At 59.8% G+C, this 16,010-nt stretch carries 11 protein-coding genes and 1 tRNA gene; 7 read left to right on the plus strand and 5 right to left on the minus strand.

The window, feature by feature from the left end; all coding sequences use genetic code 11:
* Positions 1-32: 32 nt before the first annotated feature.
* A complete protein-coding gene (locus ACID345_RS12580) occupies positions 33-422 on the minus strand; it encodes a cupin domain-containing protein (protein WP_011523242.1) in 390 nt (129 codons plus the stop codon).
* Between the two features lie 31 nt (positions 423-453).
* Positions 454-759: a hypothetical protein gene (locus ACID345_RS12585; RefSeq protein WP_011523243.1), complete on the minus strand. Its 306-nt coding sequence runs from the start codon at positions 757-759 to the stop codon at positions 454-456.
* A 280-nt stretch (positions 760-1,039) separates the two neighbouring features.
* On the opposite strand from ACID345_RS12585, the gene ACID345_RS12590 reads away from it, so the two are divergent.
* From ACID345_RS12590 to ACID345_RS25530, 6 genes are all read left to right on the plus strand, one after another.
* On the plus strand, positions 1,040-4,132 hold the full coding sequence (locus ACID345_RS12590; protein ID WP_011523244.1) for a sensor histidine kinase: 3,093 nt from the start codon (positions 1,040-1,042) through the stop codon (positions 4,130-4,132).
* On the plus strand, positions 4,116-4,763 hold the full coding sequence (locus tag ACID345_RS12595; RefSeq protein ID WP_011523245.1) for a response regulator: 648 nt from the start codon (positions 4,116-4,118) through the stop codon (positions 4,761-4,763). The genes ACID345_RS12590 and ACID345_RS12595 overlap by 17 nt, the downstream gene beginning before the upstream one ends.
* Positions 4,764-4,832: 69 nt before the next feature.
* Positions 4,833-5,198 carry a hypothetical protein gene (locus tag ACID345_RS12600; protein ID WP_011523246.1) on the plus strand — a complete coding sequence of 122 codons (366 nt, stop codon included), beginning with the start codon at positions 4,833-4,835 and terminating at the stop codon, positions 5,196-5,198.
* 136 nt (positions 5,199-5,334) lie between these two features.
* Positions 5,335-6,015 carry a response regulator transcription factor gene (locus tag ACID345_RS12605; RefSeq protein ID WP_011523247.1) on the plus strand — a complete coding sequence of 227 codons (681 nt, stop codon included), beginning with the start codon at positions 5,335-5,337 and terminating at the stop codon, positions 6,013-6,015.
* A gap of 84 nt (positions 6,016-6,099) precedes the next feature.
* Positions 6,100-6,184: transfer RNA gene (locus tag ACID345_RS12610), tRNA-Leu, on the plus strand.
* A 127-nt stretch (positions 6,185-6,311) separates the two neighbouring features.
* Complete coding sequence (locus ACID345_RS25530; RefSeq protein ID WP_083763738.1) at positions 6,312-7,541, plus strand: DJ-1/PfpI family protein; 1,230 nt, start codon at positions 6,312-6,314, stop codon at positions 7,539-7,541.
* Positions 7,542-7,924: 383 nt separating this feature from the next.
* Here ACID345_RS25530 and ACID345_RS12620 read toward each other — a convergent pair whose 3' ends face one another.
* Complete coding sequence (locus ACID345_RS12620; protein WP_011523249.1) at positions 7,925-8,956, minus strand: IS110 family transposase; 1,032 nt, start codon at positions 8,954-8,956, stop codon at positions 7,925-7,927.
* Between the two features lie 147 nt (positions 8,957-9,103).
* Positions 9,104-9,664, minus strand: a complete 561-nt coding sequence (locus tag ACID345_RS25535) for a type II secretion system protein (RefSeq protein ID WP_011523250.1) — start codon at positions 9,662-9,664, stop codon at positions 9,104-9,106.
* 282 nt (positions 9,665-9,946) lie between these two features.
* Here ACID345_RS25535 and ACID345_RS12630 point away from each other — a divergent pair, with 282 nt between their 5' ends.
* Positions 9,947-10,885, plus strand: coding sequence for a retroviral-like aspartic protease family protein (locus ACID345_RS12630; RefSeq protein ID WP_148210102.1), 939 nt, complete (start codon positions 9,947-9,949; stop codon positions 10,883-10,885).
* Between the two features lie 62 nt (positions 10,886-10,947).
* On the opposite strand, the gene ACID345_RS12635 is transcribed toward ACID345_RS12630, so the two are convergent.
* Complete coding sequence (locus ACID345_RS12635; RefSeq protein WP_011523252.1) at positions 10,948-15,807, minus strand: CARDB domain-containing protein; 4,860 nt, start codon at positions 15,805-15,807, stop codon at positions 10,948-10,950.
* Positions 15,808-16,010 lie beyond the last annotated feature (203 nt).

Below are 16,010 nucleotides of genomic sequence, written 5' to 3' on the forward strand. Positions count from 1 at the left end.
CATCTGTTAGAAACGACAGTGCTCGAAGAACGTCACTTCACCACGGTGATCAGAGGCTTCCCTTTTTCCACGACATACGTGGCAAGTTCCACAGCGTTGCTGGTGCCGACGTTTTTCGCAGCGTGCACGGTCTCCGCGGGAATGAAGAGCACTTCCCCTGCTTTCAGCGTGACAGGCGCCTTGCCGTCGACGTCGTACTCCAACGTGCCTTCGAGGACGTAGATGATTTCTTCGCCGGGATGCGTGTGCCTGGGAGAGGCAAATCCGGGGTCGAAGTCCACACGCACTTGGATCGCCTCGCGTCCGGGGGCACTCAAGTCGTGCCGCTGAAGATCAGTACGCTTGGTTCCGGCAAGCTTGCTTTGTGCCATGCAGGTGCCCATCATCATCGTCAAGAAGATCGCAATCAGCGTAGTTCTCATAGCTCACCTCTGGGTCGCCGCGCGGGAAATATCAGGCGTTTGTATTGGAGGCGGCTTCGTATCGGTTTACGAGATACAAAGGGACCTCGTGCGCACCTGCGCTCGCACTCAGGCGATCGGCCAGGCGCGCCGACGCTGCGATGGTCACCGCGCGCCAGTTGCGGTTGTCGCAGGGAGACGTGCCTTCCATGTGATCCAACTCCTCCAGCCAGTCTTCGGCTGACAGCCTCGCCTGCTGTGGGCCATATTGTTGCGAAACAGCGGCGATGAATGAGGACAGTTCGCGTGCTGCCATGTGAGTTTTCTCGTCGTGGTAAAGGCTCGAAAGTGGGTTCATAGTGCGTCCTCGTGAATTCGAATATCTTCATGTGCCATCGAACTGCACGCGATTAGGCCTGAAGCGGACGCAGGAATCTATTGTTCATAGGTATCGGGCAATACACTTGGTGGAACGTGAGGAGGGCCGAGGCAATACCAAAGTACTATGGACGCCCCGCTCGGCCTAAAGCATGGTTTCGAAGATTCGTAACTGTCGATGCGTGGCGACCCGCGCCTGCCGCGCCGGTGTATGATTCAGAATCGCTTTTGAAGGGACTGCGAGAACAATTCGACAAGCCATGATTAGTACTGGCAGAGTCAGGATCCAACCGTCGTTGGTTGTTTGGTTCCTGTTGTTGATCTCAGCGGGCTCCTCCCTGTTCGCGTTAAATCCTGACCTCAGCATCTCGCAGTACGCGCACTCCACCTGGCGGGTCCAGGATGGAGCTTTCCGCAGCGCGCCGAACGCGGTCGCCCAAACCAAAGACGGCTATCTCTGGATCGGCACTGAAGGCGGCTTGGTGCACTTCGATGGCGTGCGCTTTGTTCCATGGGTGCCTCCCGCGGGCGTGAAGCTGCTTGACCCCAGGATCTTTTCGCTCATGGCAGCAAGCGACGGCAGCTTGTGGATCGGGACCGGCTACAGCATTTCGCACTGGCGCCGCAACGAACTCATCAATTATTCACAATTGAGTGGAAGAATTGAGGCCATCGCCGAAGACCACGACGGCACGGTGTGGTTCGTTCGGACGCAGATTACCGATGGCGGCGGACCGGTGTGTCGCATCACCAACGATCAGCCACAGTGCTTCGGGAAAGCGGACGGCATTCCCTTTCCCATCGCGGTGCAATTACGAGTGGGAAATTCCGGAGAGCTCTGGGTTGGCGGGTATTCCGAGCTTTGCCGCTGGAAGCCGGCCTCGTTATCCAGTGACTGCTTTGCGAAAGGTTCGCAGGTGCCGGAGACATTTGCTTCCATCAAAGCGATAGCCACCGGAAACGATGGAACAGTTTGGGTAGCGCGCGAACGTCCTGGGAGTTTCCTCCAACTGGAACGATTTGCGCAGGAGAAGTGGACGACGCTGTCTTATCCGGAAATTGCGATCAACAACTCGGACGTAACGACCTTATTTGTTGACCGCGACAACACCATCTGGGTCGGGAGCGCGAACCACGGCGTATTTCGCATTGTGGGTAATACCGTGCGCAGCTTTGGACGCACCGACGGCTTGTCGAGCGATGCGGTTGGGCGCTTCTACCAGGATGTGGAAGGCACGGTGTGGGTAGTGACCTCGGCCGGTATCGATAACTTCCGCGACTTGAAGGTCGTGACCTATTCCATGCGCGAGGGTCTCACTGCAGCCGGCGCTGGGACAGTGTTGGGGACGCGCGACGGCACGGTGTGGATCGGCAACTTCCACGCACTCGATTTCATGCAAGGCAGCAAGCTGTCGTCAATCCGCGCTGGGAACGGTCTCCCGGGCCTTTACATCACAACGTTTTTCGAAGACCACGCCGGTCGCCTTTGGGTTGGCATTGACGATGGCCTTTGGGTTTACGAGAACCAAACGTTTCGTCCCGTCCGCCATGCTGATGGCAGCAAGCTCGGCATTGTCTTCTCCATAACGGAAGACACCCTGCATAACATTTGGGCACGAGCCGGGAAGAACCTCGATCGCATTGCGGATTACCGGCTGCAGGAAGAGACGACCTCTCCGCAGATTTCCACGTCGTACATTCTCGCCGCGAGTCCGCAGGGCGGCATCTATCTCGGACTGGTGAGTGGCGACCTAGTGCAATATGACGGCGGCAAGTCGCAGACCTTCGCGTCGAACGAAGTAGGAAACACGCGGCAAATCCGCGATCTCCTGGTGGAACCCGACGGCTCCGTCTGGGGTACAACGCTCGATGAAATCGTTCGCTGGAAAAACGGGGAGCGCAAGAACCTCACCACGCGCAATGGACTTCCCTGCGATGAAATCTTCGCGCTGGTGGAAGACTCGCGCGGTTCGCTCTGGATCGAGTCGAAGTGTGGGGTGATTGAAATCGAGCGCGCGCAGCTCGATGCCTGGTGGGAACACCCTGAAACCGTGGTGAAGTTCGGGCTGCTCGATGGCTCCGATGGAATGCAGGCGGGGCTTACTCCGCTCAAGCCGCAGGCAACGCGCTCCGCCGACGGAAAGTTATGGTTCGTGAATGGACGCATCCTTCAAATGCTCGACCCGAACCATCTGCAGAGGAACCCGGTACCACCGCCGGTGCAGATCGAAGAAATTGTTGCCGACCACAAGAGCCATTCGCCACAAGCGGGCCTGCGCTTGCCGGCGCTCACGCGCGATCTCGAGATTGACTACACTGCTCTGAGCTTCGTCGCTCCTCAGAAAGTCCAATTCCGCTACATGCTCGAAGGACGCGACACCGCATGGCAGGAAACCATGACGCGTCGCCAGGCGTTCTACAACAATCTCGGTCCGGGCCACTATCGCTTCCGCGTGATGGCGTCGAACAACGACGGCGTATGGAACGAGGCTGGCGCTTATCTCGATTTTTCGATCTTGCCCGCGTATTACCAAACGGTTTGGTTCCGACTGCTTTGCGCCATCGCGTTTCTCATGGTGTTGTGGTCCATCTTCCAGATCCGCGTGCACCAATTGCGGCGGCAGTTTGAGATCGGCGTGGAAGCTCGTGTCAACGAGCGCACTCGTATCGCGCGCGAACTCCACGACACCCTGCTGCAAACGCTGCATGGGCTGATGTTCCAATTCCAGGCGGTACGAAATCTTTTACCGCGGCGTCCTGAGGACGCAATGCGCTCGCTGGATGACGCCATCGTTGAGACGGAGAAAGCGCTCGCGGAGGGTCGCAACGCGATCCAGGGCATTCGCTCCGAATCCCGCGATGGCGACGATCTAGCGGAATTCCTGAAAAACGCGAGCAAGGACTTCGCCAGTACCGCGAAGCCCGGAGAATCTCTGCCGACCTTCGACTTGATCGAAGAAGGACAGCGGCGCTCGGTCTCGTCGGACGTGAACAATGAGGTCTGCCGCATTGCGCTCGAGTTGCTGAGAAATGCGTTCCGCCACGCGCAGGCAACGCGCATTGAAGCGGAGATTCGCTACGACGCGCAGATGCTGCGATTACGAATCCGCGACAACGGTAAGGGCATCGATCCTGTAGTGCTCCGCGAGGGTGGCGTTGCCGGACATTGGGGATTGAAAGGTGTGCGCGAGCGTGCCGAGCGCATTGGCGCAAAGATTGAATTCTGGAGCGATGTCGGTCTCGGCACTGAAATCCAAGTGACCGTGCCGGCGGGAGTCGCATACCAGGCAGAATCCGAAGAACGTTTATTACAGTCGAATCCCAGGACAAAGAGCCGTGCCAAGCAATCATGATCTGATTCGAATTCTTACGGTCGATGACCATCCGCTGCTCCGCAAGGGCATTGCGGCGCTGGTCAACGGCGAGCCTGACCTCAAATTGGTCGCCGAGGCGTCGAATGGCGAGGAGGCAATCCACGCCTATCGCTCGCATCAGCCCGATGTCACATTGATGGACTTGCAAATGCCCGGCATCGATGGCCTGCAGGCGATCGATTCCATTCGTCGCGAATTTCCCGAGGCCCGCATCATCATCCTCACCACCTACAGTGGCGACGTGCAGGTGCTGCGCGCGCTCAAAGCAGGTGCGCGAGCGTACATCCTGAAGGGCCACGTGCACAAGGACCTGCTCGACACCATCCGCGCTGTCCACGCTGGGCAGAAGCGGATCCCCGCCGAGATCGCAGCCGAATTGGCCGACCACGCCGTGGACGATCATCTCACCGAGCGCGAGTTAGACGTGCTCCGGTTGATTGGCGAAGGCAATTCCAACAAGCTCATCGCCGACCAGCTTTCGATTGGCGAGGCCACGGTGAAAAGCCACGTCACCAACATTTTGTCGAAGCTAGGGGCCAGCGATCGCGCCCACGCCGTCACCATCGGACTCCGGCGCGGCATCATCGACCTCGATCTCCCCCAAAAGTAGGGCTAGCAATCCCAGCTTTCGGGCGTTTCTATCTCGTCGCAAGTTCCTTACCATTTTCCTGGAGGGGCCTTGCAACGATTGTTCTCCAGCTTCGCCGACGGGTGGCCGGGCGTTGGTCTCCTGCTGCAACGCCTTGTGACGGGGTTCCTCCTGTTTCGCTTCGGATTCCTTGACCTCACCGGCCCAACCTCTTCGCCGGCAATGCTTCCCTCCATCCTCAGCGCCTGCGCCGGAGTGCTTCTCATGGTTGGCCTGTGGACCCCAGTCGTCGGAACGTTGATCGCGGTGCTGCAAGTCTGGCTCGCCATCACGCAGGTGAATGACCCGTGGATTGCGGTCGTTCTCGCCACTTTCGGCGCCACCGCCGCGATGATTGGACCAGGGGCATGGTCCGTAGACGCACGCCTGTTTGGCCGTCGGCACATCGAGACCTAGTCCGAAGGTTCCTCGTCCCCACCAAAAGTCGGAGCGCGATATCTCCTCAAAGAACGATGGAAAGACTGAACCATCTACCGTTGTTGGCGAGGGCGCACTTGCCTCACACTCATTCGTGAAAGTGAAGGAGTGAGATATGAGTTCAGCCCACGCATTCAATCATCAGCTTGGCTTCCCCCCTGTTTCCCATGTCACCCCGATTGTGTTTGTAGTGGACGCCGATACGTCGGTCCGCGATTCTCTCGACCTGCTGATTCGAACCCAGGGATGGCAGGCGGAAACCTTCCGGTCGGCGCGTGAATTTCTCAGCCGGCCTCGGTCGCACGTTGCCTCGTGCCTCATCCTCAACCAGTCGCTTCCCGACACAAATGGACTCGATCTGCAACAGAGGATCGCGCGCGAGCGTCCGGACATGCCGGTGATTTTCATCTCCGGCTCGCAGGACATCCCCACCACGGTGCTGGCGATGAAGGCCGGCGCAGTCAACTTCCTGATCAAGCCGTTCCGCAACGATGCGCTGCTCGATGCCATCCGCGAAGGCCTCGACCGCAGCCGCTTCGCGCTCGATCGCGCCGGCGAGTTGCGCGAACTCCGCGAGTGCTACTCGTCGCTGACCCCGCGCGAACGCCAGGTGATGGCACTGGTAACCCATGGCCTGCTCAACAAGCAGGTCGGCGGCGAACTCGGCATCACGGAAATTACGGTGAAAGCCCACCGCGGCCAGGTGATGCAGAAGATGAAGGCGAATTCCCTCGCCGACCTGGTGCGCATGTCGGGCAAACTGGGCTCCATGCGGCAGGCCATTCACCTGGCGTAATGTAGTCGGCACCGGGCCATTTCGACAGGCCTGAATTCAAGCTGGGGCGGTACAATGGAGCTGCAGTCCGCGATGAAAAGCAATGCGAGAGTGGCGGAATTGGCAGACGCACCAGACTTAGGATCTGGCGGGTAAAACCGTGGGGGTTCGAGTCCCCCCTTTCGCACCAAAGATCGAAAGGCAGCCAAGATGGCTGCCTTTTTTGTTTGTGCCCAATTCGCATTAACGGGTACCCGTTGAAGCGGCGTAAAATCCAGAGCTTGAGCGTTGCTCTTCGGGTGAGCTGATTTCTTGAGGTGAGGACTTTGAAACACCCGCGCCACGTCGATTCCTTCTCCAGTGTTTCTCGGCGGAGTTTTCTTCGCGCCACCGCGGGAGCGACGCTTGCCGGCGCTTGCTTTCCCAACCCCGCGTCAGCTCTGCAATCTGCAGCGTTGGAGTCTCAGCCAAAGGCCGCGAAATACGTCTGTCCGCCATGCGGTTTGCCCTGCGATAAATTGACCTTCGACGCTCCCGGCGCGTGTCCGAAGTGCGGAATGACGCTCGTTCCGCAGGGAGGCAGCGCTGACGCGTTGCCCACCGTGACCATTCTGTTATTTAACGGCGCTCAACTCATAGACTTCGCCGGTCCTTGGGAGGTGTTTGGGACAGCCGGATTGCTGGTCCACACGGTGGCCGAAAAGGCAGAGCCACTTACTGCGGTTTTCGGAGCAAAGATCATCCCTGATTACACCTTCGAAAACAGCCCAAGGACGCATCTGCTTCTGATTCCTGGAGGCGGTGTTTTTCAAGAGGCCATTAAGAATCCGGCCTTGATTCACTGGATCCAGACGAAGGCAACAGAAGCAAAGGTCGTGATGTCCGTTTGCACCGGTGCATTCCTTCTGCAAGCCGCAGGGTTGCTCGAGGGACATACCGTGACAACGACCTACGGAATGATCGATGACCTCTCCGGCCCGAAAACCAAAGTCGTTTATGACCGGCGGTTCGTGGAAAGCGGCAATCTGATCACCACCGCGGGATTGTCCTCTGGCATTGACGGCGCTCTGTATGCTGTGTCTCGGCTTCTCGGCAGCGGCATAGCGCAAAGCGTGGCACTGGAAATGGAATACAACTGGGATCCAACCGGCAACTATGCGCGCGCGGCCCTCGCCGACCGCTTCCTGCCAGACGGTCTCGCGTACGCCAAACCTCGAATCAAAGGCGCACAAGCCAAGATGATCTCCACAGCTGGTGACCGAGATCAGTGGGAAACGAAAATTGTCGTGTCACATCCTGAGACGGTGAGCGAAGTTCTCGAACTGATGCGGGCGCGGATCAAGGCAAACACTGCAACCGGCGGGATGTTCAAGCCGGTTTCCCACATCCACGGACCTCCGCAGGTGAGTGTTGCGGGCGGCGGAAAATTGACGTGGAAGTTCACCGACGACGACAGCCAGCAATGGAGTGGTGAGTGTACGGTCGAACCCTATGAACAGCGAGTCGACCGCCTGCTGGTGACGATCCGCGTTGCTCGAGCGAAATAGAACCCGTGAACCCCCGAACTACTGGATCTCGTGCCCGATTCGTGAACCGCGTTAACTGCTGATATGTATGGTCCGCCGCCGGACTGCAAGAGGTAGAGTGATGGACGGAATGACAGTCTGCGCAAATGTATCCGGCCTCAATGTGGAGATTCGATTCTCCGGGCCTCGATGATGATCCGCGCGCGCCGGTCCTGATAAATCGCTCGGTCAGTGAGACCGTTATCAACAACAGGTTTTCCGGCGCGCCGTTTGACTGTTTTCTCGTCCTTCTTCTCCCTCCGCAGACCCTGGTAGAACTCGTTGATCACCAGCCGCCGCAGCGGCGGTGGGAAAGTGGAAAGCGGTGTTTGCTTTCCAAGCGCAGCGTCTTTTCCACGGCCGAACTACACTGCGGCCGCCAAGGGCTGATGGCGGTAAGGCTCACCCTTCGCGAGTACCGCCCAGGCGATACGCGCCAGCTTGTTGGCGATCGCGACGATCACCTTGTTGCGCGGTGCACGCTCGGCCAGCTTGTGGATCCACTGCCCCAACCCTGCGGTGTCGTACTTCACCCGGATCAGGACAGCACGCGCGCCATGGATCAGCAGCTGTCGTAGATAACGGTTGCCGCGTTTGCTCATGCCGTAGAGCGCCGTCTTGCCGCCCGTGGAGTACTGTCGGGGAACAACACCGAGCCATGCCGCGAAGTCGCGACCCCTGCGGAATGACGATCCGTTGCCGATAGCAGCTACGGTTGCTGTTGAGACCAGCGGCCCGAAGCCGGGGATCTTGCGCAGGCGCTGGCAGAGCGGATCGCTGGTGCTGATCCGCTCGATGGCGTCGCTGATAGCGATGATCCTAGCTTCCAACTCCTTCCACTCCTCCGCAAGTTCAGAGAGCAGCCAGCGCAGCCTCGGCGTCAGGTTCTGGGTCGCGTCTTCCAGTACACCCGGAAGTTGCTTGCGCAGGTGAATCGGCTTCGCGGGAAAGATGATGCCGCGCTCCAGCAGGAACCCGCGGATCTCGTTGATCAGTGCCGTGCGCCGCTGCACCAGGCGAGTGCGCACGCGGTGCATAGCCTGCAGATCGAGTTGCTCGTCGGTCTTGACTGGCACGAAGCGCATGTTCTCCTTCTGCACCGCGTCGGCGATCGTCTCGGCATCGAGAAAGTCACTCTTGTTCGACTTACGGTAAGGCTTCACGAACTGGGCTGCCATGAGGCGCACGTCGTGTCCCTGCGCACATAGGGCTGTCGCGAGAAAATGGGCGCCGGCACAGGCTTCGGTGCCGATCAAAGTGGGCTCGAGGTTGGCCGTGTAAGCCAACAGCTGTTGACGCGAGAACTTCCGCCGCACCAGCACGCGGTTGCGCTCTCCCATCGCCACCAGGTGAAACACGGTTTTACCGAGATCGATACCGACCGCTACGATACGCATGAGATGATCCTCCTGTTGGAATCTGCCGAGCCGAAAGATCGTACTCGGCGGCGGACCATCTCATTAATCCCCTTACCACTAGCTATTTCTCAACCAATCGGCGCCCTGCCGATCGGACCGCAAGACCTTCTTCCGCGCGTTATCCGTTTAGCGCATCACCGAAACCGCCGAAGATTGCGACTGTGGATGAGTGCTCGCAGCGTGATTGCGTCGCGCTTTGTTTCTGGCAGCGGATGCCCCGGCGCTGGGGCCGCTGGCGTCTCCCTGGTTGGCGCGGATTACGCCAGTCTGGTCGCTGTAGAAACTGAGCTGGCCGGTCAGGCCGCGCGTGATGGGCTCGGCGTTCACGCTGTAGCCCAGGTTCGGGATCTCCGCTCCACCTGAGATCGAGAACAGGTAGCCGCTCTTCTTCCCTGCTCCGAGGACGCTGTCAATCAGGCAAGCGTGCGTGGACGTGGCATGTTCGGCGCCGCACGCCGTGCCATCTCCGGAAAGCTGCGCAAGGTTTGCGGCGTAGCCCGTGTCCGGATAGGCCGTGGAATACGAAACCTGCGCGGTATTGATCTGGGTTACGGATGCGGCGGCCGACGCTTCATTGGCGGCCATTCGGCCTTGCAGGAGGTTCGGGATCGCAATCGCCGCCAAGACGAGGACGATGGCGATGACAATCAACAGTTCGAGGACGGAGAAACCATTTTGCTTACGCACTTCTCATCAACCTTCAACCCGTTGCAATGTTCTAGTGCAACTCGCATGCCATCTCGTGAAGCGAGGGAAAACACGGAAGGACAGCCACTTCCTTCGCGCGTTTCACCGTCCGTCCGGACACCGTCGTTCGAAATCCAGACAGTTGTCTGGAATCTCGACCGCGACACTTCTGCTATCTCTCCGCCCCTGTAAAGCGGCTACTCACACCTTCCCTGCGAATACCTCCGCATCCGTGAGTACCCTTCCGAGCACTCTACATTGCAAGTTCGCGGAGGCACGCCGGTGGAAAAACGAAGATCGTATCGAGTTATCGCAGGGCTCGTCATGTTGGCCGTGGTGGCTGCGGTCGGCGCGTTGCTGGCGCAGGTGCACAACCACGCATCGCTTCCCGATCCTGTCGTCGAACTCGCGCGCGACTCCATGACGCTGCCGCTCACGACCGTCGGCGGACGTCCGATCGTGCAGGTTCGGGTCAACGGCAGCGGACCCTATCCGTTCATTCTCGATACCGGCGCGGAAGGAACACTGATCACGATGGCGCTTGCGAATGAGCTCAAACTGCCGATCAGCGGCGAAGTGAAAGTTGCATCTCCGGGAGCGGCGGAGCCGGCTTCCGCCGAGATGGTGCAGATCGCGAAGATCGAACTCGGCGATGTGAAGATGACCGGCGTGACCGGCGTCGCGCTCGATCTCTCATCCATGCCGAAGATTTTTTCCGGAGCCGATGCCCCGATGGGAGTGTTGAGCATTCGGGGATGGAAGGGATTTCTTGTGACGGTGGATTACCCGGCCAACCGGATCACGGTGAAGCGCGGCCAACTGGCGACCGCCGACAACGTGACGATCTATCAGTTCAGCGCCACCGATCGGCTGCCGACAGTGTCGGTTGATTTCGCGGGGACAGCGGTCCGGGCGAACGTGGATACTGGCGCGGGGCGTGGCATCGTGCTGCCACGCAGTCTGCAATCCAAGCTGCCGTTGGAGGCAGCGCCAGTTCCGACCGAGAGTCTTCACACGGTGAGCGGCGAACAAGCTGCGTCACGTGCGCAGCTCAAAGGCGCGATGAAACTTGGCGGGTACTCCATTCAAGGTCCGCAACTCGACTTTGTGGATGAGTTCCCGATGGGAAATCTCGGCTACCCGATCTTGAAGAATTTCGCGGTGACGGTGGATTGGCAATCGCACCGGGTAGAACTTAAGCAATCGGCGCCACCGGCGTGAAGCCTTCTGCAAAAACAAAGGGCGCCCGATTTGAGCGCCCTTCGTGCTGAGTTGCCGCCGTTCTACGGAGCCGTGAACGCCCCGGACGACGAGCAGTTGTTGGTTTCGTTGTTCTCCGACACCGTGTTTAACGAATCGGCGCAAGCGATCACGTAGTAAGTTCCCGAGAGCCCCGACGGCAATGTCAGCGCCGTGCTGTTGGTATCGATGGCTCCGTTACCGAGTGCCGGCACGTTACGGAACCCGAGTCCCCGGGTAATCGTAGAGCCGTCGCTCGAGAGATAGAACGTGGTTCGCGATGTGCCTGCCGCGCCCGGACCATTGTTCTGGGCGGTATCGGTGACCTCGATCACCCCGCCGGAAGCGCTGGAAGGCACGCTCACGGAGGTCTCAACGAGGTCTGCGCCACCCACAGTAAAGCCCGAAGAAGCAGAGCAGTTGTTGGCGGTGTTCGATTCCGGCACCGTGTTCGTGGCGTTCGCGCAGGCGATGATGTAATACGTCCCGCTGATGCCACCCGGCAGTGTCATGCTGGTGGTCCCACTCGAAGAGCCTCCGCCCGCCAGGTTCAGTACATCGCGGAAGGCGATCTGCACGCCCTTCGTTGAACCGTCGGTGGAGATGTAGAACAGCGTGCGTGAAGAGGACGCCGCCGAGCCGGAGTTCATCGCGGTATCGTTCACCGAAATCGAACCACCGGATACAGGGCTTGCCGTTGTCACGCTGACGGCGCTTTCGCCCAGGTCCGGACCGGCTGACGAGAAGCTGTTCGAAGCGGCGCAGTTGTTGGTCTCATCGCTTTCCGAAACCGCGTTGGTGGTGTCGGCACACGCAATGATGTAGTAGGTCCCCTTCGTGTTCACCGGTAACGTGAGGCTGGTATTTCCCGTGGATGACGATCCGCTCGCAAGACCAGGAACATTGCGGAACGCGAGCGATGTCCCGAGAGTGGTTCCATCCGTGGAAATGTAGAACGTTGTCCGCGAGGACCCGGCCGATGCGCCGCTGTCGCCGACGGTGTCGCTAACGGCAACAGTGGCTCCCGTCACTGTGGCGGGCACACTCACGCTGCTCTCGGTGAGATCCGCCAGCGGTGCGTTGAAGGGGGTCGTTGAGGTCGTGCAGTTGTTGGTTTCATCGGTCTCAGGCACCTGTGCCAGGGTGTCTGCGCACGCAATGATGTAGTAGGTGCCGGTGGTGCCGGCAGGCAGGGTGAGTGTCGTGATACCCGCTGAATTGGCACTGGATGCCAGCGCAGGGACGTTGCGGAACCCGACAGCGCGGTCTTGCGTCACGCCATTGGACGAAATGTAGAAATTCGTACGCGACGTTCCAGCGGAACCGGGGCCAGAGTTCGTAGCGGTGTCGCTGACGTCGATCTTCGCTCCGGTTGTAGTTGGTGGAACCGTAACCGTCGTCTCGACGAGGTCAGCGCCTAGCACGTTGAACGATGCCGATGTCGAGCAGTTGTTGTTCTCGTGGCTCTCAGCCGCCTGTCCGAGCGAGTCGGCGCAAGCGATCACGTAGTAGGTGCCGTTGATTCCTGACGGCAGCGTTGCCGCTGAAGTGATCCTGGAGCTGTCTCCACTGGCGAGCTGCGGGACGTTGCGGAAAACCAGGCCCCGGGTGAGGGTCACGCCGTCGCTCGACAGGTACATCGTAGTGCGAGTGAGGGGTGAGCTGGTGACGCCCTGGTTCAGCGCCGTCTCGGTGATGTAGATCGCGCCGCCCGCAGCCCCGCCGGGTACAGAATTTTTCCGCGGATTTGGTGCAGGAGCCGTGAATTGCACACTTACGTTTTCTTCGACCAGGTCAATGCCCTGCGCACGAACGGTAAGCGTAAAGCTTTGGGTCGCGTCCGGTGAGACACCGTTCGTAGCGGTGATGCTGATCGGGTATACGCCGGCAGTGCCATTCGCGGGCGTGCCCGAGAGCGTTCCATCGGAAGCCAGAGTGACGCCGGAAGGCAGCGCACCTACTTCGCTGAACGTGGGTGCCGGATTTCCGGTTGCGGTCACGCTGAACGTGCCGTTGGTATTTTCAACAAACTGCACGCTGTTGCCGCTGGTGAACGCCGGGCTCAAGTTGAACGCCGCGGTATAGCTGGTGTCCGCCGTTGGAGCGGTGATGGAGTGCGAAGCCGCACCACTGTCGCTCCAATTGCCGAAGCTGTACTGTTGTCCGCCACCCGCATCCTGCGGAGAGTCCGCGACCACCGGGTGCGAAGATCCAACCACCCAGTGGAACGTTTGTGGAGTGGTATAGCTCGTGCCATCCACGTGGTACTGCAAGCCCGTCGGGTTGGTGTCGAAGCTGACGGTATCGAGAACGTGGATTGCCACTGTGACGGTCTGATTGTCCACCGTCACAGCTACATTGTCGTTTCCAGCCGTGGCGCCTGCGGTGTAGCCGGTCGAGAACTGTCCTGACGTGAACGTTCCGCTCGAACTGCCGAGGGTGCCGAACGAGGTCGCGCCAAAGCTAAGTGGGGTTGTATCCGGAGCGTTGAATCCGGTGGCTGCAGCCGAGTTGTGGGCCAGGTCCACGTTGATCGTAGCGGCGCCTGCCGGCAAGATCTGCGTGGAAGGACTCGCCGAGATGCCGAGTACTAGCCATGGAGTGAAGTTCACGGTGGTCCCGGAAGTACCGAAGACAATGTTGCAGAAGCCGCTACTCGGTCCGGCATTGCAGCCCCACCAGTTGTTGGTGAGGGTCGCTGTGTTTCCCGCGCCGCCGCTATGAAGCCAACCAGACGAGAACGTTCCGCTGCCGGTAACAGTTACGGTGTTGCCGAATACGCGTGAATTCGACATGCTGACGTTGCCAGTCGCGGACACACCTCCACCGGCTGCACTTGAAGTGGCGACGATCGTGTTAGAGGTGAAAGTGGAACTAGTGATCGAGGCACTGTTTCCCGCGTTCGGAAGCAACACGAGCGCACCGCCCTGCGCGGCGCTGCCGGTCACCGAGTTGCCTTTGAAGGTGCTGCCGGATACCGTCAAACTTCCGGAAATCGGATCCGGTGCAAACTGGAATGCACCACCCGCCGCCTGGTTCGTGGAGTTGTTGGAGAAGGTCGAGTTGGTAACGGTAAAGTTGCCGTCGGCACTGGTGTTCACGCCGCCACCGACGCCGGCCGTCGAACTGTTGCTGTCGATTACGACGTTGGTGAGCGTCAGGTTGTCGCCTGTGGTCCCGGTGCCGAGAATGGCACCGCCGCCGTAGACACAATCCGTACCGCTGGAACAGTGGCCGCCGGTCAAGGTTGCGTTCTGGATAACGAGCACCTGGCTGCCGTTAAAGTCGAAGTCCTGTTCAATAACGCGGTTTCCACCATCGGTCTGCTTAAGGATGACATCCGCAGCGTTTCCGGTGTTGCCGTTGATAACGATCGTGCGTGCGCCGCTGCCGCCCGCTTCGAGCTCACCCGACGAGAGGCTGTAGGTTCCAGCCGGAACGTCGATTTCGTAAGTGTTACCCGACGCTCCTGAATTGGCCGTGCAAAGTGCGCCACGCAAGGTGTTGGCCGGGCATCCGGCGCCATCTGCCGTACTGGTCACGCTGATGTTGATCGTCGCCAACGGAAGAATCTTGATGGACGAATCCCCACTGGTGAGAACCGCCACTCCGCGTTTGCCGTCGACCATGGACGGCAGGTCCACGGTGGCGATGGGAGCCGCGGAGAGCGAGATCGAACTGGTGGAAGTTGACGACGCACCCTGCATCAGGTTGATGTGACGCGAACCGCTATCGAGTGCGAGCAAGCCGCTCGGAGCGGTCTCCGACGTCCGCAGCAAGGACTGCAGCGCCACGCCGTCGGTCACGCCGGAAGTCGCCGGGAAATTGCGCGCATCTTTCCAAGCGCCCATCGTGGTTGGATCGAGATTGCTGGCTTTGCGCAGCGCCAGTCGTTGCGCGCGGCGTGCCGGTCCGCCCCCCACTTTTACGGCTCGGGTGTCGAGCGTACCGTGCTCGAGAATGTGGACGCTCCCGTCTTCGGCAAGGGCTGCGATTTCCAAACGGTTGTCGCGGTCCCAGGTGAAGTCGCCGAGAGCGAGGGCCTGCGGACGGAATGCAAGTTCAAGGGTGTCGCTCTTGCCGCCCTGTTTCAGGGCGTTGTAGTACACGGTCACGCTGCTACCGGAGGCGACTGCGAGGTCGGCGGTGTTGAAACCAAGACGGCCCCACGCCATTGCAGACGCAGACCCGGACAGCGCATAGGTTGCAACCGGACGATTGAAGCCGCTCTTCGATTGCGTGTCAAAAACGAGGACCTTGGTGGCGCCGCCGGTCTGAACGGCCACGGCGACGTGTCCGCCGGGGTTCATCACAAACGCAGAGACATCGCCCGGAAGATTGATGCGCGTCGCGGCGCTGAAATTTCCGGCGCCGTCGCCGGTGAGCAAGTACATACCGCCGCCGCGGGTGGCCGTCAAAACGTCGCGATAGCCGTGATGGCTAAAGTCTGCGCTCGCGAGATAGTCGGGCGCTTCCGGCACGGAGAACACAACCGTCTTGCTCAGGAATGCCGGCGGAACTTTTCCCTTGATTGCCTGCGCGTAGATACGCGCGTCTTTGGGGGCGAAGGCGTCAGGATTGCCGCGCGTGATCGCCACTGCGCCGTCACTGGCCGTCTTGTAGCCGGCCACGAGGTCGGGCGCACCATCAGCGTCAACGTCGGCAGCGATAAGCGCTCTCGCGGCGGCGCCGGATTGCATCTCGGCAACGACACTTGCGTCACCGCTATACTTCACCGCCACGGTGCGCGCGTTCTGCGTATTGAGGAAAGGCTTGCCGGTCGCGCTAAAGGCGACGGGCGCGGTCTTCTCCGCGGCGCGAGTTCGGGCGAGTGGAACGTACGCGAGTGCTGCCAACAAGCAGATCAGCAACGCAACGGCAAGACGGGAGAGGTGACGCTTCATTTTTTCGTTTCTCCGAAGGTAAACAGTTCGTCGCCAGGCAACAGCCTGGGGGTACCGGCGGCTTACATACACGGTCAGGTTGGTGGAAGAAACATGCTTCTGGGAGAGACTCTGAAAACGCGCAAGGTTCGCCCGATTCGCCTTGAAAGTCAAGTCAAAAGATGAATCGGACTCAATGCTGTGCTTGGACACGAGGGTGCTTT

It is taken from the genome of Candidatus Koribacter versatilis Ellin345, assembly GCF_000014005.1.
GTDB lineage: Bacteria > Acidobacteriota > Terriglobia > Terriglobales > Acidobacteriaceae > Korobacter > Korobacter versatilis_A.

Bases quoted from the DNA above. Each gene is read 5' to 3' on its own strand.
- ACID345_RS12585 (WP_011523243.1), bottom strand. From the start codon at position 759: ATGAACCCACTTTCGAGCCTTTACCACGACGAGAAAACTCACATGGCA.
- ACID345_RS12620 (WP_011523249.1), bottom strand. From the start codon at position 8,956: ATGCGTATCGTAGCGGTCGGTATCGATCTCGGTAAAACCGTGTTTCAC.
- ACID345_RS12590 (WP_011523244.1), top strand. From the start codon at position 1,040: ATGATTAGTACTGGCAGAGTCAGGATCCAACCGTCGTTGGTTGTTTGG.
- ACID345_RS12635 (WP_011523252.1), bottom strand. From the start codon at position 15,807: ATGAAGCGTCACCTCTCCCGTCTTGCCGTTGCGTTGCTGATCTGCTTG.
- ACID345_RS12580 (WP_011523242.1), bottom strand. From the start codon at position 422: ATGAGAACTACGCTGATTGCGATCTTCTTGACGATGATGATGGGCACC.
- ACID345_RS12605 (WP_011523247.1), top strand. From the start codon at position 5,335: ATGAGTTCAGCCCACGCATTCAATCATCAGCTTGGCTTCCCCCCTGTT.